This is a genomic window from Microbacterium paulum, assembly GCF_015707995.1.
In the GTDB taxonomy this organism is placed as follows: Bacteria; Actinomycetota; Actinomycetes; order Actinomycetales; family Microbacteriaceae; genus Microbacterium; species Microbacterium paulum.
In genome coordinates, this window is record NZ_JAAGRY010000001.1 from 83,159 (window position 1) to 109,632 (window position 26,474).

Consider the following 26,474-nt stretch of genomic DNA (forward strand, 5'->3'; position numbering starts at 1 on the left):
GATGACGCGACGCGGACTCACCCCAGTCCGACCTGCGCCGAGAAGTCGGATGCCGCGGGGTCCAGATGACGCAGTAGCGGAACGCTCGCGAACACCCGATCGGCAGAGACCAGCGCAGTGATGTGCTCGCGCCGCAGTGCCGCCGCCGCGAGCACGGCGTCGAATGCGCCGAGCGCCTCGTGCTGACGGAACTCGTTCATGCCGCGCGAGAAGTCGTCCGAATCGACGACCATCAACGGCGCGAGCAGGGCGGCGTACCGCTCGGCGAGCGCCGCGGCATCCTCCCGACTACGACGCCGGGCGCGCACGTGCGCGAACTCCTGCAGCACCTCGACCGTCGTCGTCGCGGCGACCGTGCCCTCGCCGATCGCGGCGACGAGAGCACGGCACGGCGCGCGCAGCGCGTGATCCGACCCGACGGCGTACAGGAGCACCGTCGTGTCGAGCAGGATCACCGACGCCCTCGCAACGCGTCGAGCTCGTCGCGCAGCTCGGCGACATCCGGCACGTCCATCGGCTCGGCGTCGAGGATCGCGGCGGCGGCCGCGCGACGCCGATCGCTGTCGGGCGGGTAGACGACGTCGATCGCCGTGCGCACCAGGTGCGCGACGGACACACCGCGGGCCGCCGCGGTCGTCTCCAGACGCTCGCGCTGCACGGTGTCGATCAGCACCTGAAGCCGCTCCGTCTTCATGCTCATACAGTAGCATGTGCAGGTTTCGGGCTGATGATCCGGACGCCTCAGACGGCGTGCGCGGTCGCGACCTCTTCCGGCAGGCGGGTGACCACGACGATCGACACGTCCTGCATCTTCCAGTCCAGCTCCGCGATCGCGCGCCGCGCCGCATCGATCTTCGCGGTCGACACCCGGTCGCGTCGCGGCACGACGAACGCCTCGACGTGGAACACCTGACCCATGTCGCGCATCCGCACCCCGGCCTCGCGCACCCACGACTGGCGTTCGAGCGAACGGGCGATCTGCTCGGCGAGCGGGTGCACCTCGGCGTCATCGTGTGTGCGTGCGCGCTGGTCGATGAGGTCGAACACAGCGGCTCGCGCGTTGCGATAGCCGTCCCAGATGATGCCGAGCGAGATGAACAGCGCCGCGGCGCCGTCCAGCCACCAGAAGCCCAGACCGACACCGAGCACGCCGACGATCGAGGCGACCGTGGTCGTCCAGTCGGCCTTCGCCATGTCGGCATCCGCGTACAGCACCTTGTTGTGCAGCACCGGCGCGAGCTTCGCCTTCGCGTTGCCGTAGAAGAACGGCCCGATGATCGTGACCGTCATCACGGCGACCATGAACCATCCCAGCCAGATCGTATGGCCGAGCACCCGGACCGTCCCGATGGCGGGATGCTCGCCGCTGATGAGGCCCACCGCGGATTCGATGGCGAGGTTGCCGCCCACGGCCAGCAGTGCGACGCCTGCGACGAGATGCCCGACGCCCATGACGCGATGCAGACCGAACGGGAACCCTCGCGAAGGCGGATGCCGGATGAACAGCAGCGCGATGAGAAAGGCGAACTGCGGGATCAGCGAGAGCATGTCCTCGATCCAGGCCGTCTTCATCGCCTGCGATCCGCCGACGACCAGCGCGATCAGGACGATGGTCACGCCCGTGTAGCAGATCGTGAACACCTCCCAGCGGATCGCGCTGCGCAGTGCCCGCTGCTGTTCCGGAGGCAGGTCGGCACGCCCGAACCGTGTCACGGCGCCACCTCGCGGTCGAGGTACGCCTCGAGCGCGGACTGCAGCGCGTTCTCCCCCAGCGGCAGCAGGAACACCAGCGAGCGGCCGTCCGCACCGTCGATCCCGGAGTAGCCGCGGGTGACCGAGACCCGGTCGACCCAGGGCGTGGCGTCCGTCATGCCGCCGGCGACGAGGTCGAGCTCCCCCTGCTCGAGCTGGTCGACCAGCGTCTCCTCGCTGCCGACGGTCCACTCCACCGACGCCCCCTGCTGACGCGCGAACCCCTCGACGAGGTCTGCGAGCGGACCCGACGGCTCGCCGTCTTCCAGCCGCAGCACGTCATCGCTCGGCGACGCTCCGGCCCGCAGCACACCGGAGGATCGGACGGTCTCGAGCGTCCCGTCCGGATCGGCGGGGATCGCGACGCCGCATCCCGTGAGCGCGAGCGCCACCAGGATCCCGGCCCCTGCCCGCACCGCGCGGCGCCACAGCACGCCCTGCTCCGTCATGGCGCTCCTCCGCTCGTGTGCACCGACACTACGGCGCCCGCGCGCCCGGCGGCGGGGGGGTTGACAGCGGCATCCGATGTGCGCCTGCGACCCACCCGAAGGTGGGCGCTGACTCTGTCCGCGGCGCCGCGACCGGCGTACCGTGAAGGCATGGATACCCGCACGATGAACACGAGCATGCGCAGGCCTGCGGACGGCCGCGACATGCACCGGCACCCGCACGCCCCGAGGAGCGCATGATGGCGATCGAGCTGAACCATCCGGCGCTGCGCAACGCCCGAGCCCTGGTCCGCGAGGGGAAGGTCGTCCGCGACGACCGGGATGCCTGGTCCGAGGCGGCTCCCACGGCCGCGCAGGAGAACCGCTTCATCGACGATCATGGGTGGACGCAGTACAGCCACTGGCACCTGGGGATCGACAAGGACGCCGACCCGCACACGAAGGAGGCCTACTCCTTCCCGTTCGGCGACTTCACCCGGGTCCACCGTTCCGGTGTCATCTCCGGCGAGAGCCGCGCAGGACAGTACGGCCACACGGAGATCCGCGACGAACTGCACAAGCTGCTCGAGCTGATCGACGAGGAGTAGGACTGGCCCGGACAAGGCGAAAGCCCGCGGATTCCCGCGGGCTTTCTCTCAGTACTGTCTCAACACAGTGTGCGCCTGCTAGGACGCTACTTGAATTCTCGAACAGAGGTGGAGAGAATCCGCGACCTCCGTCAGCGAGCGACTTCCGAACGAGTCGAGCGTACCCCTGCGAGCGACCAGCCGGCTCGGACGTCCTTCTCGAAGCTCAAGCCCGCGCAGTGCGACGAGATTCTCCGTCGCTACCAAGCTGGCGATCGCCCTGTCGACATCGCCCGAGACTTCAGTGTCACGGAGTGGACGATCCAGAACGTGCGTAAGCGCGCGGGCGTGCCCACGAGACCAAAGGGGATGAACGAGCACGCGTTCACTCGTGCGGTTGAGCTGTACGCCGAAGGAGTCTCGTTCCGAAAGATCGCTACTGCCGTTGGCTACGACGCCCGGACGGTGACTGCCGAGCTTCGGGCTCGAGGCGTTGCCAGCTAGCGTCGCCGCCGCGGCCGCTTCGCGGCGGTAGGCGAGAAGATGATTGTCAGAGAGGTCGTGCTCCGGAACGAAGTAGCCATGGAGTGCCCACTGCTCTCCGGCGCTCAGGCGTGCGAATCGAGCCGGGTCCTTGAGGCATACGGAACGAAGCTCTTGAGACCGCGGCAGAGTTCTGGACCCGCGCGAACGCGTTCTTCGCGAGCCTCGGAGTCACGGTCACCGCCGTGATGACAGACAACGGCGCGTGCTACCGGTCACACGCGTTCGCGGACGCGCTCGGCGACGGTGTGAAGCACAAGTGGACAAAGCCGTATCGGCCGCAGACCAACGGGAAGGTCGAACGCTTCAACCGCACCCTCGCCGCCGAATGGGCCTACGCCAAGCCCTACGCCAGCGAAGCAGAGCGAGCCGCGGCCTACGAGACCTGGCTGCATCACTACAATCACCACAGACCCCACACCGGGATCGGCGGCCAGACCCCCTCAGCCCGCGTTCACAACGTCACGGGGAAGTACATCTAGCGTCCGAAGATGGGCGACATCGGGTCGAACGCGTGGAGGCTGAGCAGGAGCCAGATACCTCCCCAAAGCAGGCCCGCGGGTATGGAGACGAGCAGTCTGGTCCAGGCGCGCTGTGTCCACGGGACGAGCTGCACGGCGAGGAACACTATGAGTCCGCCGATCGCGCACATCAGGACCGCCAGCGGCAACTCTTCGTATCGGATGAACCCGGGTGAGTAGCAGCCGATCCCGCAGAGGCTGAACGATGCGAGTGCGATGGGGAACATCGACAGCACCCCGGCGAGAGGGAGTACCCAGAGCAGATGGAGGGCGTTGCGCGCCCGACTCCGGCTGCGCGGTGGATCAGCTGACACCCAGTCTCACCTTTCCGCTCGTCGCGAAGCAGCCGGCATCGATTCGGGCGTTCAGCGACGCGTTTCCGTGGATGTTCACGCCACCGGGAGTTGTCAGGTCGAGGTTGATGAGCGGGTCGATGTCCGTGTCGCCGATGAGGCGGATCGTGTTGTTCGCGCAGGACGGGTCGCCATCGGTGACGATGATTCGCAACCGGTGTGCGTCGCCATCCGCGGAGCGCACGCGCAGTCCGTTGCTGGCGGCGAACGAGTCGACGTAAAGGGTCAGGTCGGACGAGAGCGTGAGAGATGTGCCTTGGATCTGGATGGCCGAGCATCCCGTCGCCGTGCGGCGCGCGTCGATCGCCAGAGACTCGGTGACCACCACGTCTGCGGCATTGATTGTCCAGGGGGCGATGGTGCAACCGGGCGAGGCAGAAAGGCCTGGGCTCCACGGCGGTGCGCCACTCTGCCGGGCGAGGGTGTTCAGCCACTGCCGCCACATGGTCGTCGTCGCGACCTCAGTCGCCTCCTGCACCGGCCCGGTGACAGTCAGGACAGGATGTTGGAGCTCGACGGCCCCGATGTGTCCCGACGCGATGAGCGCGTCGACGCTGACACCGTCGATGATCGTGAGTGCGCCGGTGACTGCGATGGTTCCGGTGACCGTGGAGCTGGACTGCATCTGGATCGACCCGGCGGAGGTGAGGTCGCCGGTGATGCTGCTCCGGCTGTCGAGGGTGACATCTCCGGTCGCGATCACGTCGCCTTCGATCGCGCAGTCGTTGGTGAGGTGGAGGGTGCCAGCCACCGTGAGCCGCCCGTCGATCGTGGCTGCGCTGTTGCATTGCAGGTTTCCGTCGATGAAGGTGTCGCCAGTGATCTGCAGCTGATTGGTGAACTGCGTCCCTGATCGGATGACGATGTCGGAGGCACGATTCGGTTCGGCGACCGTGATGGTCCCTTCGGTCGTGGTGAGGTCGAGCCCGCCGTCGTCATCGGTGACCACCAGCGCGACCTTGAAGTCGCCCGGCGCGAAGGTGTGCTCGACGACGGCGCCCGGGACCATGGTCACGCTGTCACCGAAGTCCCACTCGTAGCCCGTGATCTCGCCATCGGCGTCGGTGGAACCGGTCGCATCGAAGCGGTAGGTGTCGTCGTCGATCCGGGTGACATTGATGTCAGCGACCGGCTCGGCGTTCCAGTCCGGAGTGTCGGTGACTACGAGGTCCACCGGCTCGCCCTCGGGGTCAACATCAGCGCCGAACATCTCGATCGTCCACTCGCCGGGCTCGGGGTCCTCAATCGTGAAGGTCTCCCATGTCGGCCCGTTCGTGTGTGCGGCATCCCGTGCGTCGTCACGGGTGTAGCGCACACCCGAAGGTGAGATCAGGGTCGTGACGACATCGCTGCCCGGCCATCCGACGTTGACGGTGACCCTGCGCCCCGAGAAGGTGAACTTCTGCGTCAGAGTGACGTTCGGTCCGATGATGTGGGTCGACGGTTCGTCGAGTTCGATCTGCCCCTGAATACGGTCGGCCATGAGCTCGTGGCCGAGTCGGTTCGGGTGGTAAGAACCGGGGTCGGTCGCCCAGATCACACCCTTGATCCCGTTCATAGCCTCTTCCTCGGTACACTGCTCGTGCCCGCGGAGGACATCATCCATGTTGACGTACTCGAACCCGGCTTCGTCGGCGAGAACCCCGATGATACGGTCGGCTTTGCGGATCGAATAGTTCATCCATGCCTGGTCCGACGGCCGTGCGACCCACCCGCAGCTGCCGGTGTGGCCATCCTCGGGGAAGAACTCCGGATAGGAGACGACGACGACGCGTGCGTACGGTGCTCGTTCGCGGATCTCGCCGTACAGGCCGAGCAGTCGGTCGCGGAGTGCTCCATCGCGAAGATCCTCGATGCCGTCCGCCACCTCCGAGCCAAGATTGGTCGCGCAGCTGTAGTCGTATTGCTTCTCCGTGTCGATGTTGTTCGCGATGGAGTACTTCACGCACGACTCGACCGTGCCGGAGAAGTTGAGGTCGTTGCCCACGATGCCCACCGTCACCAACTCGGTGTCGTCACTCAGGGCGTCGAGCTGGGCGACACCGTCGTCGTATGGCGGGCGGTCGGCAGAATAGCCAACCGACAAGTCGCTCATGATCGCCCCCGAGCAAGCGCGGAAGTTCAGCTCGGGAGTGAGCCCGCGCGACTCGAGCAGCGCCGGGTACGCCCACACCGATCGGTGACAGCGATTTGTATCCGTGTCGGTGTCGTTGATATAGGGCAACTCAGCGCCGTCAGGACCGTACTTTGCGCCCTCTCCCGACTGATACGAGTCACCAAGGGCAACATATGCACCCGCATCATTCAACGGGTCGCCGCTGGGAGCAGTGAACGTCAGGTTGTCGATCGCCCAGCCTGCAGGCTCGGACCCGGATGTGAAGACGAGGAACGCTGCGATATTCGGGTGGGTCACGTTCACTGTCACGATGCCCGTGAGACTCACCGGCACGGTGACCAGTTCCAGGCCGCGGGAGTCGAATGCGCGGATCGAGACCGCGTTCGCGGCATCCAAGTAGCCGATGTCCACGCTGAAGTGATCAACAGTGAACGGGCCGTCGGCGTTAACGAACGTCCCCGTGATGTCTCCCTGGAATCGGGGAGAACCGCTGAGTACCGGACTGGTGGGGTTAGCTCCGTCGGTGGCGATGAAAGCAGTCGGACCGAATTGAACGCCGTGGGTGGCCACATAAAGGCTCTGCACGTAGGTGCCGACCGGGTTCTCCGAGAACGTGATCCGTGTAGGCGTGGCAACCGACATGCGCGCGCGAGCGTCCGGCTGCGTCGGCGTCTCACCGAGGACGTTGTACTCGGGGTCGCCGACGACATTCGACGTGCTACCCGACTCAGCCTCATCGGCGGCGCTGGCGGGGAGAACTCCCGCCAACACAAGCGCGATCGAAGCCGCAACCGCCACCGTCATCCGCTTGAACCGCACCGTGCCCCCAGTAATTCGCGATCAGATTGACCGTTACGCTATTGCACGCGGCAGGAAAGATTAAAGCGTTCTCATGCGATATATCACTTCGACGCATCGACCTATGGATCCGTCAACTCACGGGACGTCTGATTCCCGCACGGACCGACTTCAGCGAATCGACATCCTCGATGCGATCCGCAAGCGGGCAGTGCGCGCTGAAGGCACTTGGCGGGCATCATCAGTTCCCCGTGGTCGACGCCGCAGGCGCGGTGTCACCGGGTTCCCTTCCTGTCCTTGTCGGCGGCCCACGCGATGATGGTGCCGTGACGATTGATCGGGTAGCTGCATACGCAGCGGTTGACGCCCTCGCAATGTGGTCGGATTGGAAGTCATTCGAGATCGCCGCACCGCACGCACCACTGGTGCCCGGGGTGTATCAGATGCGCAAACGAGACGGCTTGATCGTCTATGTGGGAATGGCTGGTGAGCGCAGGGGCCAGGGTATCCGCGGACGTCTTTCGATCTACCGCCGCGGCAAGGGCGCCGTGAGCGGGTTCGGTGAAGCCGCGCTTGACCGCGCACTCGCAGATGCGGCCTTCGTTGAGAAGCATCTCGAGGATGTCCGAGCCGGCAACCCCGTGAGAGCGTCGATTTGGGCTCAGGACGCGATCCGATGGCTGGACGTCGAAGTTCGGTGGGCCGAGTGCGAGACGGGGGCCGATGCCCTCTCGCTCGAGAGCGAGGCAGTGGAAGTGCTCAGGGCGCACGAGATCTGGAACCGGGTTGCCTCCCGATCGTCGGGAACTGTTACGCGTGAGTCCGCATTGCTTGAACCGATCACGAACGTCGGCGGGTTCGACACAGTGACAGTCGCCCAACTCACCCTCGAACTCGATCGAACGGACGGCGGCAAGGCAGTTCGGCGAGTACTCCGCGAAGGATTCCCGGACCATCCTCGGGGTAGCTCGTGGGATCCACTGAGCGCCGCTCAGGTGGCTCACGTACGCAGTCGACTCGCTCGATAGCCCAGTCGCGCCGTCTGACACCACCTTGCGTTTCCCAATAGGTGGCACGTGGGCCCAAATGGCCGCTACGATCCTTCTCACTAGATCGCTCGCACGAGACCCGCGGGAAACCGGCCAGGGTGGCGAGATGACGACTTGGGGCACGTGATGCCGCGGATCTGATGCAACCGCGACAAAGTACCGCTGTTACCCGCGGTCGTTCCTGTTTCACGACATGGAGCCGCGGTGACTACCTGCCCGAAAACCCCCATCCCATCCCTATTCCTGGCTGGTCGTGCCCTGGTCGCGGCGCGCGCCAAGATGCTCGACCAGCAACGAGAGCGCGTCGTCGTTGGCGTTCACCCGTGCACACAATGCCATGCCTTCCACTTGACTTCCGACCGCAAGTCGGCGTCGTCGTCGTGGACCCTCCGTGCCCTTGCCCTCGCTCGCCGATGAGAGGCAGTGTCGGGCGTCGGGCTCGGCGCGGTCTACGCGGCCGCGTTCGCCTACATCCAGGTGCTCGCCGCGCCCGGGCGCCTGCCCGCCGCGGTCGCCACCTTCGCCGCCTGCTCGGGCGCCGCCAGCGTGCTGTTCACCTTCTCGGGGGGCATGCTCGCCGGCGTCGACTGGCGGTTCGCATTCATGCTCGTGCCGCTGCTGTCGGCGCTCAGCATTCCCGCCGTGCTCGCGCTGCTGCCCGCCGTGCCGCCGAGCGTCACCGAGCGTCGCGACATCTGGGGCCAGCTCGCGCTCGCCTCGGGCATGGTCGTCTTCCTCTACGGGGTCTCGCAGCTCGCCTCGTCGCTGACGAGCCCCCTCACGTGGGGCGCGATGCTTCTCGGACTGGCGCTCCTCGGTGCGTTCGTGTGGTCGCAGACCCGCGTCGCGCACCCCTTCTTTCCCGTCGCGCTCTTTCGCCGCCCGCTCTTTCTCGCCGCCCTGTGCGCCGGGTTCGTCTTCAACGCCGGGGGAGCGGTCGCCTTCTTGCAGCTCTCGAACCTCTGGCAGTACGTGCTCGGTCTCGCGCCCAGCTCGGTCGCGATCTGGCAGCTTCCCGTCTCGGTCACCTCGATCGTCGGCGCCATCGTGCTCGGCCGCCTCATGACCCGCGGCATGACCGCACAGCGTTCGCTGCTGCTGGGCGCCCTGCTCACGGCGGCCGGCTTCACCCTCGCCTTCTTCGTGCGCGATGCCACGACCCCGCTCGCGTTCGTGCCCGCAGGCATCCTCGTCGCCCTCGGTCTCACCGCCGCCGCACTGCCCTACGGCACCCTCGTGCTCGGCGAAGCGCCCGCGGAGTTCTACGGCCCCCCGTCACCAGCTCGCGCACGACGTTCGGGCAGCTCTTCTACTCGCTCGGCACCGCGGTCTCGACCGTCGTGGTCACCCAGGTGACGATCGCGGGCATCACCTCGCGCCTGCACGCGACGGGCATGACGGATGCCGCGGTCAGCTCGGCACTCGCGAGCGTCGGCACCTACGCGAAAGACGGGGTGCGTCCCGATGCCGCCGTCTTCGACATCGCCACGGCCGCGTACCGCGACGGGTTCGGCGCGGTGATGATCGGCATGGCGGTCATCGCCCTCGTCGCCAGCATCGTCGGAGCGCTGCTGATCCGCCGCGCCGCACGGCACGCCTGAGGTCGGCCGACGTCCCGGTGGGCGCGCGTCGTCAGCGCAGCGCGCCCACCGGGCCCCGTCAGGCGCCCTTCCGAACGCTGCGCAGGCCCGTCCGGATCTCGTCGACGAGGATCTGCGGCTGCTCGAATGCGGCGAAGTGCCCGCCCGCCTCGGCTTCGCCGTAGTGGATGAGGTTGCTGTAGGCATCCTCGATCCAGGTGCGGGGGAGAAGGGGGATGTCACGCGGGAACACCGTCACGGCGACGGGCAGCGACAATCGGGGGCCGGCCATGGTGGCGGTGCGGTTCTCCTAGTAGATCCGCGCCGACGATGCGGCCGTGTTGGTGAACCAGTACAGCGAGATCTTGTCGAGCATTTCGTCGACCGGGATCGCGTCTTCGGCGAGGCCGCGATTGTCGGTCTTCGACTGGAACTTCTCGTAGATCCACGCCGCCCGGCCGGCCGGTGAGTCGGCCAGCGCGAAGCCGGGCGTCTGGGGCTTCGTACCCTGCAGGTGGTTCGACCCGCCGAGCGGTCCGCTGTAGAAGGCGAGCGTGTCCATGGCGTGCTGCTCGGCCGGCGAGAGGTGCGCGGGTGGCGTCTGCGGGAACGCGTACGGCGTGTTGAGGTGCACGCCCACGAGCCCGTCGGGCCGCTTCTCGCCGAGCGCGCTGGTCACGGCGCCGCCCCAATCGCCGCCCTGCGCGGCCCAGGACCACCGGTAGCCGAGTCGGTGCATGAGCTCGACCCAGGCATCCGCGATGCGACCGACGGTCCACCCCGTCTCGGTGGGCTTTCCGGAGAACCCGAATCCGGGGAGCGACGGGATCACGACGTCGAACGCGTCATCGGCCGAACCGCCGTAGGCGACCGGGTCGGTGAGCGGACCGATGAGCCGCAAAAAATCGATGACCGAGCTCGGCCAGCCGTGAGTGAGGATCAGCGGCAGCGCGTCGGTGTGCGGCGAGCGGACGTGGACGAAGTGGATGTCGACCCCGTCGATCTCGGTCAGGAACTGCGGGTGGGCGTTGAGCCGACTCTCGAAGTCGCGCCAGTCGTAGTCGTGCTCCCACCTCTGCAGCAGGCGACGGAGGTTGTCGGAGCGAACGCCCTGCGACCAATCCGAGACCGTTTCGGGATCGGGCCACCGGGTGCGGGCGAGCCGGGCCTTCAGGTCGTCGATCGCCTCGTCGGGCACCGCCGCCACAAACGGGCGGATGGGCGGGGGTCGTGTCGTTCACGCGTATCTCCCTCCTGCCATGACCGTACCCTCGGAGGCCACCGGCGCGGCGCGCCGGACTCACGCGGTCGCGGGGATGACCAGCGCGCGCTCTTCACCGAGTAACGCGAGCGCGTTGTCGAGCAGGGCGAGCGCCCCTTCGGGGTCGAGCCGCACGAGGGTCATCGCGGCGACCACGTGGGCGGTGCAGGCGGTCGCGAGAGTCGCCGCCGCGCCGTCGTCGAGGTCGGGGCGGGCCGCCGCGACGCCCCGCGACACGGCGTCGGCCAGTTCGCGGCGGTAGTCGCGCACGACCTCGCCGAGGGCGTCGCCCGGGGCGACGGGGGAGGTCGCGGTGTTGAGCAGCAGGCATCCGTGCGCCGCCAGAGGGAGTGCGGGGTCGGCCATCGCCGCGCGCAAGCCGCGCAGGTACGTGGCGAGGGCGTCGGATGCCACGTGCTCGGCCTGCAGGGGAGCGAGCCGGGGCCGCACGATCTGGTCGAGGTAGGTGTCGACGGCGGCGTCGAAGAGCCCGCGTTTGCTGCCGAAGCTGTGGTAGATGCTCGACCGGCTGAGCCCGGTCGCCTTCTCGAGGTCGGGGATCGCCGTGCCCTCGAGTCCGTGATCCCAGAACGCCTCGAGCGCGGAGCGCGCGGCATCCGTCTCATCGAAGGTGCGCGTGCGTCCCATCTCGGCCTCCTGTTTGCGTAACGACCGTTCCAGTATATATTAGAACGGTCGTTACGCTTACCAGCGCCCGCCGTCCACCACCCGCCTCGAGGAGCCTCAATGATCGCCGTCGGACTCGTGTTCACCGTGCTCGCCGCACTGCTGCACATCTACATCTTCTGGATGGAGTCGCTCGCTTGGGACGGCCCGCAGGCCCGCAAGACGTTCGGCGTGCCCGATGCGGAGCGCGAGGCCACCCGCGCCTTCGCGTTCAACCAGGGGTTCTACAACCTCTTCCTCGCGACCGCGGCGCTGCTCGGCGTGATCGTCACCGCCGCGGGCGCCCCCGCCGTCGGGCTGACGCTCGCCCTCACCGGAACCGGCTCCATGCTCGCGGCGGCCCTCGTGCTCTTCGTGAGCTCGCCTGACAAGCGCCGCGCGGCGGTGACGCAGGGTTTCCTGCCCCTCCTCTCCGTCGCCGCGATCGTCATCGGCCTGCTCGTCTGAGCCACCTCCGCCGAGAACACCCGCACCGAGACCACCCCTCCCAGAAAGAAGCCACCCTCATGCGCGCACTCATCCACGACACGTTCGGCGACCCGGCCGAGGTTCTGCACGTCGCCGACGTCGAGACCCCCGAACCCGGCCCCGGTGAGGTGCGCGTGCGCACGGTGCTCGCGTCGATCCACAACCACGATCTCTGGACGATCCGCGGCACGTACGGCTTCAAGCCCGAGCTGCCCGCCCGTTCGGGCACCGAGGCGGTCGGTGTGGTGGATGCCGTGGGCGAGGGTGTCACGACCCTGCAGCCCGGCCAGCGCGTCGTCACGGGCGGCACCTTCGGCGTGTGGGCGGAGTACTTCGTCGCCCCGGCCGCGGCGCTCGTGCCCGTTCCCGACGGGATCGACGATGAGGCTGCGGCGCAGCTCATCTCCATGCCGTTCAGCGCGCTGAGCCTGCTCGAATACCTCGACGTGGCGCCCGGCCAGTGGATCGCGCAGAACGCCGCGAACGGCGCCGTCGGGCGACTCGTCGCGCAGTTCGCCGCCGCGCGCGGAGTTCACGTGCTCGGTCTCGTGCGCCGCGCCGAGGGTATCGCAGAGCTCGCCGAGGCGGGCATCTCGGGTGTCGTCGCGACCGACGACGACGCGTGGCGCGACCGCGTGATCGAGATCACCGGCGGCGCCCCGATCGTCGCCGGTGTCGACTCGGTCGGCGGTTCAGCGAGCGACGACGTGCTCTCGCTTCTCGCCGACGACGGCACCCTGGTCGTCTTCGGGGCGATGGCCTCGCCCACGATGTCGCTGTCGTCGGGGAGCGTCATCTTCCGCCAGGTCACCGTCAAGGGGTTCTGGGGCAGCAAGGTGAGCCGCGCCATGGATGCCTCGGCCCGCGCCGCGCTCATCGGGGAAGTCATCCGGGGTGTGGGCGACGGCTCGGTCACGCTGCCGGTCGCCGCCGTGCACTCCTTCGACGAGGCCTCCCTCGCGGTGCGGGCGAACTTCGAGCCCGGCCGCGTGGGAAAGCTGCTGCTGCGCCCCTGATCGTTCCTACTTCTTCGCGAGCAGACGCTCGACGCGCGGCTTGACCTCGGTCGCCAGCAGGGTGATCGATTCGAGCAGCGTGTCTTGCGGTAGACCGCCGAAGTCCATCTGCAAGAAGTGGCGCATGTGGCCCATGTAGCCGTGCAGGTGCGCGATGCGCTCGGCGACGTCGTCGGGGTCCCCGACGTAGTACGCGCCGGGCGCGTGCGCCTGCGCGAGGAAGGCCTCGTCGTCGGGCGCCGGCCAGCCGCGCCGGGCCGCCATCTCGGCGTTCATCGCGAGCCAGCCGGGGTAGAAGCGGTCGAGCGCCTCTTGCTTGGTGGGCGCGACCATACCGAGTGCCGCGACCGACACCTTGATGTCGTCGCCGGTGTGCCCGGCCTGTGCGGCGGTGCGACGGTAGAGCTCGGCGAGGGGCGCGAACCGGTGCGGTGCGCCGCCGATGATGCCGTACGACACGGGCAGTCCGAGCCGCCCGGCGCGCACCGACGAGGGCGCGCTGCCGCCCGTGCCCACCCAGATCGGCAGGCGTCCGTGCACGGGGCGGGGCACCACGTCGAGTTCGTCGAGGGCGGAGCGCACCGAGCCCGACCAGGTGACCGGTGAGCCGCGGTTGATCGTGGTGAGCAGGTCGAGCTTCTCTTCGAAGAGGCGCTCGTAGTCGCGCAGATCGTAGCCGAAGAGGGGGAACGACTCGACCGACGATCCGCGGCCGGCGGTGATCTCGATGCGACCGCCGCCCGAGACGGCGTCGGCCGTGGCGAACTGCTGGTACAGGCGCACCGGATCGTCGGTGCTGATGACGGCGACACCGCTGCCGAGCGTGATCTGCGAGGTCGCGGCGGCGGCGGCGTTGATCAGCGCGCCGGGCGACGAGGCCGGCATTTCGAGGGTGTGGTGCTCGCCGACGGCGAAGTAGTCGAGGCCGACCTTGTCGGCGTGCACGATCGCGTCGAACAGGTTGCGGATCGCGTCGGACGTCGAGCCGAGCTCTCCGTCGGGGGTGCGGGGGGTGTCGCCGAAGCTGTAGGCGCCGATTTCCATGGGAATGCTCTTTCGTTGTGGAGGGGGATCAGGGGAGGGTGGGGGTGGATGCCAGGGCAGCGGCCTCGTCGAGGCGGTGCTGCAGCGCTTCGGCGTCGAACGCGCCGGAGAAGATCTCGGTACCGGGCTCGAGTGCGGCGCCCGCGACGAGCGGCCCGGCGTCGAGCGCGTCGAAGCCGATGCGCTCGATCACCTGTGCGATCTCGCCGGCGGCCGCGCGGTCGTCGGAGGCCACGGCCAGCGCGCGCCGGCCGGTCGCGCCGCGCGGCAGGCGGTGCTCTTCGAGGTCGTGATAGCCGATGTGGTTGAAGGCCTTGACGACCCGGGCGCCCGCGAAGTGCTCGGCGACGATCTCGCTGCTCGTGCGCGGGTCGGCGTCGAACTGGTCGATCGCGCCGTCGACGGCGGCCCAGTAGTTCATGGCGTCGACGACGATCTTGCCGCGAAGGCCCGTCGGATCGATCGTGCGGTGCTTGTGCAGCGGCACCGCCACGACGACGATGTCGGCGCCTTGTACCGCGTCGGCGGCGGTCATCGCGCGGGCGCCCGGCGTCACGATCTCGGCGAGCAATGCGATGTCTTCGGCGGGGCCGGAGGCGGCGAGGTTCACCTCGAACCCGGCATCCATCGCGGTCCGCGCGATCGCAGAGCCGACTCGCCCGGCGCCCAAAACGGCGATCGTGGTCACGGTGATCTCTCGGTAGGGGTTAAGCGTGGTTGACACGTCAACCACTATACCCACTTTGGTTGATATGTCATCTATCATCGGATCATGGATGCCTCGACCCTCGCTCCCGGTACCGCCGCCTCATGGCAGCAGTACCAGCGCATGCGTGCGCGGCTCGCCGCGCTGATGAGCCGCGAGCTGACGCAGCAGACCGGACTCTCGGAGTCGGATTTCGAGGTGCTGTGCGCGCTCGCCGAGTCGAGCGCCACCTCGGTGCGCGCGATGGAACTGCGCTGCGGCCTCGAGTGGGAGAAGAGTCGCCTCTCGCACCAACTGCGCCGCATGCAGCAGCGCGGGCTGGTCGACCGGGCGGGGTGCGACGACGACGGGCGCGCGTCGATGGTGCAGATCACCGCCGTCGGCCGCGACGTGCTCGGGCGCGCACGAGAGGTCAACGACGCGCTCGTGCAGCGCTACGTCGTCGAGACCCTCGGCGCATCTCGCCTCGACGCCCTCGGCGAGATCGCGGGCCTCGTGCTCGCCGCGCTCGACGACGAAACGGGCCCCACGCACCACTGAGCAGGACGTCAGCGCGTCAGGGGCGTCAGCGATTCGGCGCGTCAGCGCGTCAGCGCCGCATCGAGCGCGGCGAGGATCTCTGCGCACCGCGCCACGTCTTCGGGGGTTCCCGAGAGCTCGAACTCGAACAGCACCGGCCGGCCCGACGCGGCGGCGAGCTCGCGCGCGGCGGCCTGGTAGTACTCGCCGAAATTGCGGTTCCCCGACCCGATGATGCCGACCAGAGACCGCCGGTTCGCGGGGGAGCGCAGGAACGCCTTCACCGGGGCGGGCAGCGTCACTTCGTCGGCGTTCCCGGCCTTGTACGACGGGGTCAGCAGCACCCACGGCCCATCGGTCTCGCCGCGCCGCACGGCCGAGTCGGCGAGGTTGAACACGGCGCGACCGGTGCGCTCGGCGAGGTGCTCCGCGAACCGGCCGGTGAGGTTCGACACCGACGAGAAGTAGTACACGGGAACGGATGCCACGACACCAGTGTGCGTGCGCCGGCGCGCCGACGCGCGGCGAGGCATCCGTGATTAATCGCCCGCACGTCGCCCCGCCGTCCGCCACGCCCCGCTGATCGGTACAGGCCGCCCGAGCACTCGCTCGGCGGCCCGGTGCCCGGAGCACAGGGCGGCCGTCACGGTCGCCGGGTCGTCGGTCCACGTCGCCTCGCCCGCGAGGTGCAGCACCCCGCCGATGGGTGTCGCGAGCGCGTCGTGGTCGGAGGTGGTCGAACCGAGCGTCATGTACGCATACGACCCGCGCGCGAAGGGGTCGTCCTGCCAGGCCGTGCGCTGCACGGCGAGGGGTTCGGGAATGCCGTCGCCGTAGAGGCGCCGCAGCTGCACCATGATGGATGCCACGACCTCGGCATCCGTCCAGTCGCGCGTCGCCACGGCGGCCGGTCCCGCCGCGAACGTCAGCAGGGTGGGGGCGTCGTGCAGCGGCGTCAGGTCGTACCAGGAGTGCCACCACACGCTCTCCGGCCCCTGCTGGCGGATCGCGTAGACGCCCTCGTCCCAGAACGCCTCGTCGAACCGCAGAAAGACCTTTTCGAACGCGTTCATCGTGAGTCGTGAGAGTGCCCCCGCGACCGGCTCGGGCAGCGGGGGATCGATCATGAAGGCATCCGACTGCAGCACGCCGACCGGCACGGTGACCACGACATCGCGAGCAGTGAACGTTCCGTGAGACGTGTCGACCGTCACTCCGTCGGCGTCCCAGACGACCCGCGATACGACGTGAGCGAGCCGTACATCGAGGCCCTTGGCGAGCCCCGACGCGAGCGCGCCATAGCCCTCGGGGAACACCACTTCGTCGCCGTCGATCTGGTCGTCGTCGAGTCCGTGCGCCGCGAGATCGCCGATCCAGGCGCCGTACTGCTCTTCGCTGCGGTGCTCGAGGTACTCCCGCACGCGCTGCGCGCGGTCGCCCTCCCACCCCTGGTCGGCCGACACCTCGGCGAGAGCCGCCTCGGTGACGTCGCGGTACGACGCGTCGGCGCTCGAGGCGGCGATGATCCCCGCCAGCGCTGCGTCGACTGCGTGGATGTCGGCCACGTACCGCGCGGCCTCGGCGCCCGTGAGCCGGATGCCTGCGGGGGAGTAGTGCGCGATCGGGCGACTGTCGGGTTGATAGCCGCCGACAGTGAATTCCACCGTCGGCATGCCGAACGCCGCCGCTGCGGCGGCGACGGGGCTGTCCGCGATGCCGTGGATCCACGACGCCCCGCGGTCGGTGACGTACCCGTCCGAGCGATCGGTGAAGACGCGGCCGCCGACGCGATCCCGCGCCTCCAGCACGATGACCCGCTGCCCGGCCCCCTGCAGGAGTCGCGCGGCGGTGAGTCCCGCGATGCCCCCGCCGACCACCAGAGTGTCGATGTCGGTCACGACACGACCGTTGTCGGCAACAGGATTCGACATGCTCGGAGCCTACTGCGCGCCTTCACGCGGGGCATCCGTCGCTTGTGTGGTCAGACCACATATGGCATACTGGATTCCAGACAGGCCCGAGAGCTCTCGGACCCGGAAGCAATGACGCGGACAGAGCGTCCGCGCCGGGTAGGAGAACCCCACTATGTCCACCTCGATCGATGCTCTGGTCGAAGGCGCACAAGAAGCGCTCGCCGAATACGCATCCTTCACGCAGGAGCAGGTCGACCACATCGTCAAGAAGGCGTCGGTCGCAGCCCTCCACCACCACGGCGATCTGGCCACGATGGCCGTCGAAGAGACCCACCGAGGCCTGTTCGAAGACAAGGCCGTGAAGAACATGTTCGCGTGCGAGCACGTGACGAACTCGATCATCAACCAGAAGACCGTCGGGGTCATCAGCCACGACGAGATCACCGGTATCACCGAGATCGCCGACCCGGTGGGCGTCATCTGCGCCCTCACCCCGGTCACGAACCCCACCTCGACCGCGATCTTCAAGTCGCTCATCGCGCTGAAGACCCGCAACCCCATCGTCTTCGGCTTCCACCCGTCGGCGCAGAACTGCTCCGTCGCCGCGGCGAAGATCGTGCGCGACGCGGCCGTCGCCGCCGGCGCCCCCGCCAACTGCATCCAGTGGATCGAGGAGCCGTCGATGGAGGCATCCGGCGAACTCATGAACCACCCCGGTGTCGCGCTCATCCTCGCCACCGGTGGCAACGCCATGGTGCGCGCCGCGTACTCGTGCGGCAAGCCCGCCCTCGGCGTCGGCGCCGGCAACGTGCCCGCGTTCATCGAGCGCACCGCGAAGGTGGGTCGCGCCGTCAACGACATCGTGCTGTCGAAGTCGTTCGACATGGGCATGGTGTGCGCGAGCGAGCAGGCCGTCATCCTCGACGAGCCGATCGCCGCCGAGGCGCTCGCCGAGTTCGAGCGCCTGCACGCCTACCGCGCGTCGGCGGACGAGAAGCGCATGCTCGAGGAGTTCATCTTCGGCGTCACCGCCGACAGCGAGAACTGCGCCGGCGCGAAGCTGAACCCCGCCGTCGTCGGCCAGAGCCCGCAGTGGATCGCCGAGCACGCCGGCTTCACGGTGCCCGAGAACACCTCGATCATCCTCGCCGACGTCGCGAGCGTCGGCCCGCAGGAGCCCCTGACGCGCGAGAAGCTCGCCCCGGTCCTCGCGGTGCTGCGCGCCTCGAGCCCTGCCGAAGGCATCGACCTGGCCCGCCAGATGGTCGACTTCGACGGCCTCGGCCACTCGGGTGCCATCCACTCCAACGACCAAGACGTCATCGCCGAGTTCGGCAAGGTCGTCAAGGCCGTCCGCATCATCGAGAACAGCCCGTCGGCGCTCGGTGGCATCGGCGACATCTACAACGCCTTCATGCCCTCCCTGACCCTCGGCTGCGGCTCGTACGGTCACAACTCGGTCTCCAACAACGTCTCGGCGGTGAACCTCTTGAACGTCAAGCGCATCGGTCGTCGCAACAACAACCTGCAGTGGTTCAAGGTTCCGGCGAAGACCTACTTCGAGCCGAACGCCGTGCGCTACCTCTCCGACATGCGCGGGGTGGAGCGCGTCACGATCGTCACCGACGAGACGATGACGAAGCTCGGCTACGTCGACAAGATCATGGACGTGCTGAACCGGCGCGACAACCGCGTGCAGGTGCAGCTGATCAACACGGTGCGCCCCGAGCCCAAGGTCTCGGAGGTGAAGGCCGGCGCGGAGCTCATGCGCCAGTTCCAGCCCGACACGATCGTCGCGCTCGGCGGTGGATCGCCGATGGATGCCTCGAAGGTCATGTGGCTGCTCTACGAGCACCCCGAGATCGAGTTCTCCGACATGCGCGAGAAGTTCTTCGACGTGCGCAAGCGCGCGTTCAAGTTCCCCGAGCTCGGCAAGCTTGCGAAGCTCGTCTGCATTCCGACGACGTCGGGCACCGGCAGCGAGATGACTCCCTTCGCGGTCATCACCGATGACGAGACGGGCATGAAGTACCCGCTCGCCGACTACGCGCTGACCCCGTCGGTCGCGATCATCGACCCCGAGTTCACGCGTGTGCTGCCGGGATTCCTGGTCGCCGATGCCGGCTTCGACGCGCTGACTCACGCCACCGAGGCGTTCGTCTCGGTGTACGCGAACGACTACACCGACGGCCTGTGCCTGCACGCGATCAAGCTGATCTTCGAGAACATCGAGCGCAGCACGAAGGCCCAGCCCGGGTCGACGGATGCCGACGACATCAAGGCCCGCGAGAAGATGCACAACGCGGCATCCATCTCGGGTATGGCGTTCGGCAACTCGTTCCTCGGGATCGTGCACGCGATGGCGCACGTCACCGGTGCGACGTACCACCTGGTGCACGGCCGCACGAACGCGGTGTATCTGCCGCACGTGATCCGCTACAACGGCCAGGTGCCGACGAAGCTGAACGCGTGGCCGAAGTACGAGCGCTACATCGCGCCCGAGCGGTTCCAAGAGATCGCGAAGCACCTGGGTCTGCCGGCCTCGACCCCCGAAGAGGGCGTGGAGAGCTACGCACGGGCAGTGGAGGAGCTGCGCGACAAGGTCGGCATCGAGCGGTCGTTCCAGGCGCAGGGCGTCGACGAGGCGACGTTCATCTCGGGTCTGCACGACCTCGCGATGGCCGCCTACGGCGACCAGTGCGCGCCGGCGAACCCGCGCATGCCGATGATCGCCGACATGGAGACGCTCATGGAAGCGGCGTACTACGGCACCTCGTTCGACGAGGTGCGGGCCGCCCGTAAGGGCGCCGAGGTCGCCAGCGATGCCGTCACCGGCACCGTGACGACCGTCAAGGCCGCGAAGGGAGCCCGTCGCAAGACGAACGCCTGACGCATTCGCCCCGCCGCGGGGCACAGAGGGGGCCGGGGGAGCATACCCGGCCCCCTTCGTCGTGCCCGGGTGGGGCGGTGGGGGCGGTGGTGTCGTGCGCCGCTCATCCAGCCGTAGGCCGTGGGAGGGGCTGAGGTCGTTCTGCGTGGTCGCGGGAGGCGTCAGAACGGTGGCGGGGAGTCATCGATCAGGGGGACGAACCGCACGACGGCGGGTGGCCGGTCGGCATAGCGGCGCCCGGTGGGGCCGATCCATTCGATGATGCCGCGGCCGAGCTGTCGCACGCGCCACGCGGTCTGGTGTTTGTCGGTGTGATGTCGCCGGCAGAAGTGGGCGAGGTTCTCTGCCTCGGTGGGCCCGCCGTCGGCCGCGGCGACCGTGTGGTCGCAGTCGCAACGGTGCACGGGCCGGGTGCAGGCGGGCGCGCGGCAGCGCTCGTCTCGGGCGGCGAGGTAGCGCTTGATCTGGGCGCTGGGCCGGTAGCGGTCGACGGCGAGCACTTCACCCGAGTAGGGATCGGTGAACACCCTGTCCCACCCCGGGGCGAGGCCTGCGAGGCGGCGGGCGATGTCGGGGTCGATGGGTCCGTGGCCGGTGAGCAACGCGGGCCCGCCGGACGGGTCGCCGGCGAGGGTGAGTGCTGGCACGGTGACCTGGATCTGCGCGGTGATGTGGGCGAACAGGTCGTCGTCACCGCACGAGGAAGGGATGCCGGTGAGCAGCAGTTCGCAGAAGAGGCCGGCGCGCACTTGCGCGAGCGTGCGCGCGTCGGTGGCACCGGTTCGGGGCTCGGCCGCCGCGCGTGGCCCGGTCTCGAGTCGCAGCGTGTCGGTGTCGGGATCCTCGGCGGGGTCGAGACCGGCGCTGTCGCCGGCGGGGTCGGGGCCTGCGCCCCCGTCGGCGGGGTCGATGGGGGAGTCGGGGGTCTGGTCGGTCGCGAGCACCGCGCGAGCCTGCGAGGTGAGCAGGTCGTAGATCGCCTGCCCGAGGGGAGCGGGCAGGTCGGCGATCAGGCGCACCATGCCCTCGTCGAGGTCGTAGAGGCGCACGTCGCGCTCGTCGGCCGCCGCGCTGGCGCGGTCGGCGAAGGCCTCGGGGCAGAGGGCGGCGGCGATCGCCTTGGCCGCCTGGGCGGTGCGGGTGGTCGATTCGGTGGCCGCGGCATCCAGGGCCAGTCGTTCGTAGCGGCTGCGCACCTCGTCGGTGAGGCCGATGCCCGAGCGGACGATCGCCCAGGCGTGCCCGGCGTCGATCTGGCCCGTCGAGAGGGCGGCGAAGGTGGCGGGAAAGTCGGTGGTGAGGGCGTGGGCGTCAGAGATGCGCGCCTGCACCGTGCGGTCGGAGACGCGCATGGCGGCGCCGAGTTCGAGCGAAACTTCGCGCAGGGGCAGGTCGCCCGTCGAGGTGTAGGTGCGACCGGCCTGCGAGGCGTGCTGGCGGAGAGTGTCGGTGCGGTCGGCGATGATGGTGACGGCTTCGGCGAGCAGTTGCGCCTCGGCGGCCTGGGCGGCGGCGATCTGTCGCCGGGCATCGAGCACGCGGTCGACGAGGGCGTCGAGAACGGGCCACTGGCCGTCTGCCTGATGTGAGTCTTGCGCGTGCACCATCCACCCCCGCTCCGGGTACTCCGAAGGGTCGGATCCCGAGAAACGGTAGGCACGCACGGGATTTCTTACCTCCCAAAATAGTGCATTAATCCTACAGCGGCAAGAGTAATGGCGATAAAAACTCGCACATACATATGACACAACCAGCGCTACGCTTGCCGCGTGCAGATCGAATTCGAGGGCGAGATCTTCCGCTGGCAGTCGCGCGAGCAGGAGTGGATCTTCGTCGCACTGCCCGCACCGCTGAGCGCAGAGATCGCCGAGATCCCGCGACCGCGCCGCGGCTTTGGGTCGGTCAGGGTCGAAGCGCGCATCGGGCTGTCCACGTGGCGCACGTCGATCTTTCCGGATGCCGCGCAGGGCGCCTACGTGCTGCCGCTGAAGCGCGCCGTGCGTGAGGCCGAGGGGATCGGCACAGAGGGGGTCGTCTCGGTGTGGCTGGACGTGCTCGATGTGTGAGGCGGGGCGAGTCGGACACAGTTGTTACACATCAGCAACATGAGTCCTGCGTTTCATGTTGACACCGACATGAGAAATCTCTCATGATTACTGCTGGAGGCGAGCCTCGCGGCGGGCCTCAGCAGTTCCCTCACCTCGGTGCAGGTGCTCTCCTATCCCCCCGGTAGGTTGCCCTTCGAGACACGAGACCCCCCGGATCGTGTGCGGTGCCGAGTGCCGTGTTCGCAGATCGAAAGGCACGTCGATGTTCAGCGATGCTTTCTGCGCACCGGCAGGGAGGGCCCGCCGCGGCGCAACTCACCTCTCCAGAGAGATCGGTGTGCTGCCATGCTGAGCGAGGCGCCTGGTGGCCTGCGTGAAGACGGCCCGGCCGATGACGCCATCTGGCAGGCATTGCTCACCGGCTCGGGGCTAGCGCTCGACCTTCCGGCGCCTCATCGCCCGGCATCCATCGGCACGCCGTCGAACGGTGCGACCGCGCCCAAAGCGGAGCCTCTTGCCCCCCTGCCGCGGAGAACCCGCATTCGTTCCGTCCCGCAAAGCGAGGGAGACGGAACGCCGGAACCGGTGGTAGAAGATCGCTCGACTACGCAGGCGGCGCCGGTGGTGACCGAGGCGGTGCTGCAGGAGGCACCCGCCACAGTTCACACCGTCGAAGAAGAGACTGCCGATTCATCTCACGGTGCGGGCGATGACGGCGCCATCGACTGGTTGGCGTCGTTCGCTTCGACGACGCGGCAGGCTGAAGACGCCGAAGAATTGCTCCGTATGAGCGGCGAGACGGTTGCCGCCGTGGATGCCACGCAACAGAGTCCCCGTGACAGCGTCTCAAGCGACACGCAATTCAGCGAACATCCCGAGCCCGACCCGCTGCCCGCACCGGAGCCCGCCACCCCGCGCGAACGGGCCGTCGCGCTCGCGGCGCGACTCGGTCTTGCGTACGTCGACCTCACCGAGTTCGCCGTTGACGCGTCGGTCGTGGCGCTCGTCCCCGACTCGATGGCTCGGCGAAGCATCGTTCTTCCGATCTCGCGCGCGGGCGATCGCATCGTGGTCGCCCTGGCAGACCCACAGAACGTGGTCGTGCTCGACGACGTCGCCGCGATGGTGCGGGCTCCGATCGTGTCGGTCGTGGCCGAGCCCGAGGCCATCCTGGCGGCGATCGACCGTTATCACCGCGTCGACTCCGAGGTCGAAGAGCTGACGTCGGCGTTCGCGGCACCCGAGGCCGAGTCCGACCCGTGGACGCAGGACGTCGGCGACCAGGGCACCGACGAAGCCCCGATCATCCGTTTCGTGAACCTCATCATCAGCCAGGCGATCACCGACCGGGCATCCGACATCCACATCGAGCCCGGCCGCGACGACCTGCGGGTGCGCTACCGCATCGACGGTGTGCTCACGACCGTGCAGCGCGTGCCCCGTTCGATGATCCCCGGCGTGATCAGCCGCCTGAAGGTCATGGCCGAGCTCGACATCGGCGAGCGGCGCCGACCGCAGGACGGTCGCATCTCGGTGTCGCACTCCGGTCGCACGGTCGACCTCCGCGTCGCGACGCTGCCGACGGTGTGGGGGGAGAAGGTCGTCGCCCGTGTGCTCGACTCGCCGGTGGCGAGCCTGCAGCTGGCCGACCTCAACATGCTCGAGCGCAACATGGGGGTCTTCTCCGAGAGCTTCTCGAAGCCGTACGGGATGATTCTCGTGACCGGTCCGACCGGCTCCGGAAAGTCGACGACGCTCTACACGACCCTCGCGACCATCTCGAAGCCGACGGTCAACGTCATCACGGTCGAAGACCCGGTCGAGTATCGGATGCCCGGGATCAACCAGGTGCAGGTGAACACCAAGGCGGGCATGACCTTCGCCGCGGCGCTGCGCTCCATCCTGCGTTCCGACCCCGACGTCATCCTGATCGGTGAGATCCGCGACGAGGAGACCGCGAAGATCGCGATCGAGTCGTCGCTGACCGGTCACCTCGTGCTCTCCACGCTGCACACCAACGACGCGCCCAGCTCGGTGACCCGTCTCATCGAGATGGGCGTCGAGCCGTTCCTCGTGGGGTCGGCGCTCGACTCCGTCGTCGCGCAGCGACTCGCGCGGCGGCTCTGCGGCCGCTGCAAAGAAGAGGTGCAGGCGACCGAGACCGAGCTGCGCGTCCTCGGGCTGCCCATCACGGGAGAGCTGCCGCTCGTGCATCGACCCGTGGGATGCCCGCAATGCTCGAACACGGGGTATCGGGGGCGCATCGCGCTGCACGAGGTGATGGGCGTCGACGACGAGATCGAGCGACTCGCGTCACGCAACGCTCCCGCGGCTGAGATCGCTCGGTACGCAGAGGCCACCGGCATGACCCGCCTTCGCGGGGACGGGTGGGCGAAGGTGCTGCTCGGGCACACGTCGATCGAGGAGATTCTGCGTGTCACCCTCTAGCGGTCACACGGACACCGGCGCTGCGGAGCGCCGGACAGAGCAGTGGGGCACAGAGATCTGGGGCACAGAGATCTGGGGGAAAGGCACCTGGGGGAGAGAGAAAGAAGGACGCCGTGACCGATGACCGAGGTCATTTCAACCCCAGCGCAAGTTCGCGTTTCGACGACCTGTTCGGCGGACGCGAGGTGGACGCCGACCTCCGGTCGTTCCTCGACGGTGTGCCCGGCATCACGCTTCCGCACGCGGCGCCCGCGGTGAAGACGGATGCCTCGACGCGCGCGCCGGCGGGCGTGCACGTCGTGTCATCGCAGGACGACGTCGATCGCACCGTGGCGGAGATCTTCGGGACCGCCGTCATCGAGCCGCAAGCCGCTCCGACGGCGCCCGCGCCCCCCGCAGCGTCGACGGCTTCCGCTCCCGCCCCGCACAACGGGCCGACAGCCCCGCTCGTGCAGAATGCCGCCGCACCGGACGCGCTCGGCGCACGGCGCGCGCACGCCTATGCGGCGCAGCCCGTCGCCCCGAGCGTCGAGTCGCACAACGCCGTCGCCGCGCGGGCGCCCGAGGTCGACGAGGTGCTGCGTCGCCAGAACCCGAACATCGACCCCGAGTTCGTCGCGTCGATCCGGGCGGTGCTCTCTCTCGGGGCATCCGACCTGCACCTCGTCGCCGAGTCGACACCGGTGGTGCGCGTCGACGGCGAGCTCAAGTCGGTCGCCGGCACGACGAAGTGGACCAAGGAGCGGATCCGTCGGGTCATCGAGAGCTTCGTGCCGGCTGAGATGCTCGAGGCGTTCGAGCGAGACCTCGAACTCGACCTCGCCTACGCGGTCGGCGACGTGGCGCGATTCCGCGTCAACATCTTCCAAGACCAGCGCGGGCTCGGCGCTGCGATGCGCATCATCCCGACCGAGATCAAGTCGGTGGCGCAGCTCGGTCTGCCGCCCGAGCTCGTCGACCTCGCCCATCTTCCGCGCGGGCTCGTGCTCGTGTGCGGTCCGACCGGTTCGGGCAAGTCGACGACCCTCGCGGCGCTCATCGATAAGGCGAATGCGAGCCGTGCGGCGCACATCGTCACGGTCGAGGACCCGATCGAGTTCCTGCACCACCACAAGCGCGGCATCATCAACCAGCGCGAGGTCGGCGCCGACACACACAGCTTCTCCGACGCGCTCAAGCACGCGCTCCGTCAAGACCCCGACATCATCCTCGTCGGCGAGATGCGCGACCTCGAGACGATCTCGACGGCGCTGACCGCCGCCGAGACGGGCCACCTCGTCTTCGCGACGCTGCACACGCAGGATGCCTCGCAGACGATCGACCGCATCATCGACGTGTATCCCGCGCACCAGCAGGCGCAGGTGCGCACGCAGTTGGCGGCGACGCTCCGCGCAGTGGTCGTGCAGACGCTCATCCGGCGATCGGGCGGTCGGGGGCGGACGGTCGCGACCGAGGTGATGTTCTCGACGCCCGCGATTCAGGCCCTCATCCGCGCGGGCAAGACGCACCAGATGCGCACGGCGCTGCAGGCCGGCAACTCGATCGGCATGCACACACTCGATCAGGACCTGGCCCGACTCGTGCTCGCCGGTGAGATCGAGCACGCTCAGGCCCGCGATCTCGCGCAGGAGCTCACCGAGTTCGAGCAGCTGGTGCGCAACCGCGGCCTCGGTCGTGGTGCCGCCGGCGACGTGCTGCCCGAGGGCAGTCGGCAGGTCGCGGGCGACTCCGCGGGAGGGATGTGACG

At 68.4% G+C, this 26,474-nt stretch carries 24 protein-coding genes and 1 pseudogene; 12 read left to right on the forward strand and 13 right to left on the reverse strand.

Translation table 11 applies throughout. From position 1 onward, the window contains the following. Positions 1-17: 17 nt before the first annotated feature. From G3N18_RS00410 to G3N18_RS00425, 4 genes are read right to left on the reverse strand one after another with little or no spacing between them, the layout of a single operon-like run. Positions 18-455 carry a PIN domain-containing protein gene (locus G3N18_RS00410; protein ID WP_196382356.1) on the reverse strand — a complete coding sequence of 146 codons (438 nt, stop codon included), beginning with the start codon at positions 453-455 and terminating at the stop codon, positions 18-20. After that, positions 452-694, reverse strand: a complete 243-nt coding sequence (locus G3N18_RS00415) for a hypothetical protein (RefSeq protein WP_206692811.1) — start codon at positions 692-694, stop codon at positions 452-454. The genes G3N18_RS00410 and G3N18_RS00415 overlap by 4 nt, the downstream gene beginning before the upstream one ends. 47 nt (positions 695-741) lie before the next feature. Continuing rightward, positions 742-1,713, reverse strand: coding sequence for a cation diffusion facilitator family transporter (locus tag G3N18_RS00420; RefSeq protein ID WP_338038071.1), 972 nt, complete (start codon positions 1,711-1,713; stop codon positions 742-744). Continuing rightward, on the reverse strand, positions 1,710-2,201 hold the full coding sequence (locus G3N18_RS00425) for a transporter substrate-binding domain-containing protein (protein WP_206692812.1): 492 nt from the start codon (positions 2,199-2,201) through the stop codon (positions 1,710-1,712). The genes G3N18_RS00420 and G3N18_RS00425 overlap by 4 nt, the downstream gene beginning before the upstream one ends. Before the next feature lie 239 nt (positions 2,202-2,440). Here G3N18_RS00425 and G3N18_RS00430 point away from each other — a divergent pair, with 239 nt between their 5' ends. Next, positions 2,441-2,788 carry a hypothetical protein gene (locus G3N18_RS00430; RefSeq protein ID WP_196382358.1) on the forward strand — a complete coding sequence of 116 codons (348 nt, stop codon included), beginning with the start codon at positions 2,441-2,443 and terminating at the stop codon, positions 2,786-2,788. 626 nt (positions 2,789-3,414) lie between these two features. Then, a pseudogene (locus G3N18_RS00435) lies at positions 3,415-3,792 on the forward strand (integrase core domain-containing protein); the annotation flags it as partial. A 342-nt stretch (positions 3,793-4,134) separates the two neighbouring features. Here G3N18_RS00435 and G3N18_RS00440 read toward each other — a convergent pair. Beyond that, a complete protein-coding gene (locus G3N18_RS00440) occupies positions 4,135-7,098 on the reverse strand; it encodes a PKD domain-containing protein (RefSeq protein ID WP_196382359.1) in 2,964 nt (987 codons plus the stop codon). Positions 7,099-7,424: 326 nt separating this feature from the next. Here G3N18_RS00440 and G3N18_RS00445 point away from each other — a divergent pair, with 326 nt between their 5' ends. The 3 genes from G3N18_RS00445 (at position 7,425) to G3N18_RS15930 (ending at position 9,748) form a co-directional block, all read left to right on the forward strand. Continuing rightward, positions 7,425-8,126: a GIY-YIG nuclease family protein gene (locus G3N18_RS00445; protein ID WP_196324998.1), complete on the forward strand. Its 702-nt coding sequence runs from the start codon at positions 7,425-7,427 to the stop codon at positions 8,124-8,126. Positions 8,127-8,570: 444 nt separating this feature from the next. After that, a complete protein-coding gene (locus G3N18_RS00450; protein ID WP_338038072.1) occupies positions 8,571-9,503 on the forward strand; it encodes an MFS transporter in 933 nt (310 codons plus the stop codon). Beyond that, on the forward strand, positions 9,488-9,748 hold the full coding sequence (locus tag G3N18_RS15930; protein ID WP_230403651.1) for a hypothetical protein: 261 nt from the start codon (positions 9,488-9,490) through the stop codon (positions 9,746-9,748). The genes G3N18_RS00450 and G3N18_RS15930 overlap by 16 nt, the downstream gene beginning before the upstream one ends. A gap of 58 nt (positions 9,749-9,806) precedes the next feature. On the opposite strand, the gene G3N18_RS15935 is transcribed toward G3N18_RS15930, so the two are convergent. The 3 genes from G3N18_RS15935 to G3N18_RS00460 all read right to left on the reverse strand — a co-directional run bounded on the left by G3N18_RS15935 (position 9,807) and on the right by G3N18_RS00460 (position 11,636). After that, complete coding sequence (locus tag G3N18_RS15935; RefSeq protein ID WP_230403652.1) at positions 9,807-10,019, reverse strand: hypothetical protein; 213 nt, start codon at positions 10,017-10,019, stop codon at positions 9,807-9,809. An 18-nt stretch (positions 10,020-10,037) separates the two neighbouring features. Beyond that, complete coding sequence (locus tag G3N18_RS00455) at positions 10,038-10,934, reverse strand: epoxide hydrolase family protein (RefSeq protein ID WP_338038075.1); 897 nt, start codon at positions 10,932-10,934, stop codon at positions 10,038-10,040. Between the two features lie 93 nt (positions 10,935-11,027). After that, the gene (locus tag G3N18_RS00460; RefSeq protein WP_196382360.1) at positions 11,028-11,636 is read right to left on the reverse strand and encodes a TetR/AcrR family transcriptional regulator; all 609 of its coding nucleotides are present in this window, start codon (positions 11,634-11,636) and stop codon (positions 11,028-11,030) included. A gap of 99 nt (positions 11,637-11,735) precedes the next feature. Here G3N18_RS00460 and G3N18_RS00465 point away from each other — a divergent pair, with 99 nt between their 5' ends. Continuing rightward, positions 11,736-12,122 carry a DUF1304 domain-containing protein gene (locus G3N18_RS00465; protein WP_196382361.1) on the forward strand — a complete coding sequence of 129 codons (387 nt, stop codon included), beginning with the start codon at positions 11,736-11,738 and terminating at the stop codon, positions 12,120-12,122. A 59-nt stretch (positions 12,123-12,181) separates the two neighbouring features. Continuing rightward, positions 12,182-13,159: a zinc-binding dehydrogenase gene (locus G3N18_RS00470; RefSeq protein ID WP_196382362.1), complete on the forward strand. Its 978-nt coding sequence runs from the start codon at positions 12,182-12,184 to the stop codon at positions 13,157-13,159. Between the two features lie 6 nt (positions 13,160-13,165). Here G3N18_RS00470 and G3N18_RS00475 read toward each other — a convergent pair whose 3' ends face one another. Then, entirely contained in the window at positions 13,166-14,203 is a 1,038-nt protein-coding gene (locus tag G3N18_RS00475) for an LLM class flavin-dependent oxidoreductase (protein WP_196382363.1), read from the reverse strand. A 28-nt stretch (positions 14,204-14,231) separates the two neighbouring features. Next, on the reverse strand, positions 14,232-14,927 hold the full coding sequence (locus tag G3N18_RS00480; protein WP_338038077.1) for an NADPH-dependent F420 reductase: 696 nt from the start codon (positions 14,925-14,927) through the stop codon (positions 14,232-14,234). Between the two features lie 48 nt (positions 14,928-14,975). Between G3N18_RS00480 and G3N18_RS00485 the strand changes: the two genes are divergently transcribed. Further along, positions 14,976-15,449 (forward strand): MarR family winged helix-turn-helix transcriptional regulator, encoded by a 474-nt coding sequence (locus tag G3N18_RS00485; protein WP_196382365.1) that lies wholly within the window; start codon positions 14,976-14,978, stop codon positions 15,447-15,449. A 41-nt stretch (positions 15,450-15,490) separates the two neighbouring features. Here G3N18_RS00485 and nrdI read toward each other — a convergent pair whose 3' ends face one another. Both nrdI and G3N18_RS00495 read right to left on the reverse strand, forming a co-directional pair. Beyond that, positions 15,491-15,916: a class Ib ribonucleoside-diphosphate reductase assembly flavoprotein NrdI gene (gene nrdI / locus G3N18_RS00490; protein WP_196382366.1), complete on the reverse strand. Its 426-nt coding sequence runs from the start codon at positions 15,914-15,916 to the stop codon at positions 15,491-15,493. A gap of 51 nt (positions 15,917-15,967) precedes the next feature. Then, positions 15,968-17,359 carry a flavin monoamine oxidase family protein gene (locus tag G3N18_RS00495; protein WP_206692814.1) on the reverse strand — a complete coding sequence of 464 codons (1,392 nt, stop codon included), beginning with the start codon at positions 17,357-17,359 and terminating at the stop codon, positions 15,968-15,970. 154 nt (positions 17,360-17,513) lie between these two features. Here G3N18_RS00495 and adhE point away from each other — a divergent pair, with 154 nt between their 5' ends. Then, positions 17,514-20,231: a bifunctional acetaldehyde-CoA/alcohol dehydrogenase gene (gene adhE / locus G3N18_RS00500; RefSeq protein WP_196382367.1), complete on the forward strand. Its 2,718-nt coding sequence runs from the start codon at positions 17,514-17,516 to the stop codon at positions 20,229-20,231. A 161-nt stretch (positions 20,232-20,392) separates the two neighbouring features. On the opposite strand, the gene G3N18_RS00505 is transcribed toward adhE, so the two are convergent. Then, a complete protein-coding gene (locus G3N18_RS00505; RefSeq protein ID WP_338038079.1) occupies positions 20,393-21,895 on the reverse strand; it encodes an HNH endonuclease signature motif containing protein in 1,503 nt (500 codons plus the stop codon). A gap of 105 nt (positions 21,896-22,000) precedes the next feature. Here G3N18_RS00505 and G3N18_RS00510 point away from each other — a divergent pair, with 105 nt between their 5' ends. The 3 genes from G3N18_RS00510 to G3N18_RS00520 all read left to right on the forward strand — a co-directional run bounded on the left by G3N18_RS00510 (position 22,001) and on the right by G3N18_RS00520 (position 26,472). Beyond that, complete coding sequence (locus G3N18_RS00510; protein ID WP_196382368.1) at positions 22,001-22,297, forward strand: DUF1905 domain-containing protein; 297 nt, start codon at positions 22,001-22,003, stop codon at positions 22,295-22,297. A 603-nt stretch (positions 22,298-22,900) separates the two neighbouring features. Next, positions 22,901-24,727, forward strand: coding sequence for a GspE/PulE family protein (locus G3N18_RS00515; RefSeq protein ID WP_338038080.1), 1,827 nt, complete (start codon positions 22,901-22,903; stop codon positions 24,725-24,727). A 113-nt stretch (positions 24,728-24,840) separates the two neighbouring features. After that, positions 24,841-26,472, forward strand: a complete 1,632-nt coding sequence (locus tag G3N18_RS00520; protein WP_338038081.1) for a type IV pilus twitching motility protein PilT — start codon at positions 24,841-24,843, stop codon at positions 26,470-26,472. The last annotated feature ends 2 nt before the right edge of the window (positions 26,473-26,474 follow it).

Excerpts from the sequence above, each read along its gene's own strand:
- G3N18_RS00415 (WP_206692811.1), bottom strand. The coding sequence starts at position 694 with ATGAAGACGGAGCGGCTTCAGGTGCTGATCGACACCGTGCAGCGCGAG.
- G3N18_RS00425 (WP_206692812.1), bottom strand. The coding sequence starts at position 2,201 with ATGACGGAGCAGGGCGTGCTGTGGCGCCGCGCGGTGCGGGCAGGGGCC.
- G3N18_RS00430 (WP_196382358.1), top strand. The coding sequence starts at position 2,441 with ATGGCGATCGAGCTGAACCATCCGGCGCTGCGCAACGCCCGAGCCCTG.
- G3N18_RS15935 (WP_230403652.1), bottom strand. The coding sequence starts at position 10,019 with ATGGCCGGCCCCCGATTGTCGCTGCCCGTCGCCGTGACGGTGTTCCCG.
- G3N18_RS00460 (WP_196382360.1), bottom strand. The coding sequence starts at position 11,636 with ATGGGACGCACGCGCACCTTCGATGAGACGGATGCCGCGCGCTCCGCG.
- G3N18_RS00465 (WP_196382361.1), top strand. The coding sequence starts at position 11,736 with ATGATCGCCGTCGGACTCGTGTTCACCGTGCTCGCCGCACTGCTGCAC.
- G3N18_RS00470 (WP_196382362.1), top strand. The coding sequence starts at position 12,182 with ATGCGCGCACTCATCCACGACACGTTCGGCGACCCGGCCGAGGTTCTG.
- G3N18_RS00475 (WP_196382363.1), bottom strand. The coding sequence starts at position 14,203 with ATGGAAATCGGCGCCTACAGCTTCGGCGACACCCCCCGCACCCCCGAC.
- G3N18_RS00485 (WP_196382365.1), top strand. The coding sequence starts at position 14,976 with ATGGATGCCTCGACCCTCGCTCCCGGTACCGCCGCCTCATGGCAGCAG.
- G3N18_RS00495 (WP_206692814.1), bottom strand. The coding sequence starts at position 17,359 with ATGTCGAATCCTGTTGCCGACAACGGTCGTGTCGTGACCGACATCGAC.
- adhE (WP_196382367.1), top strand. The coding sequence starts at position 17,514 with ATGTCCACCTCGATCGATGCTCTGGTCGAAGGCGCACAAGAAGCGCTC.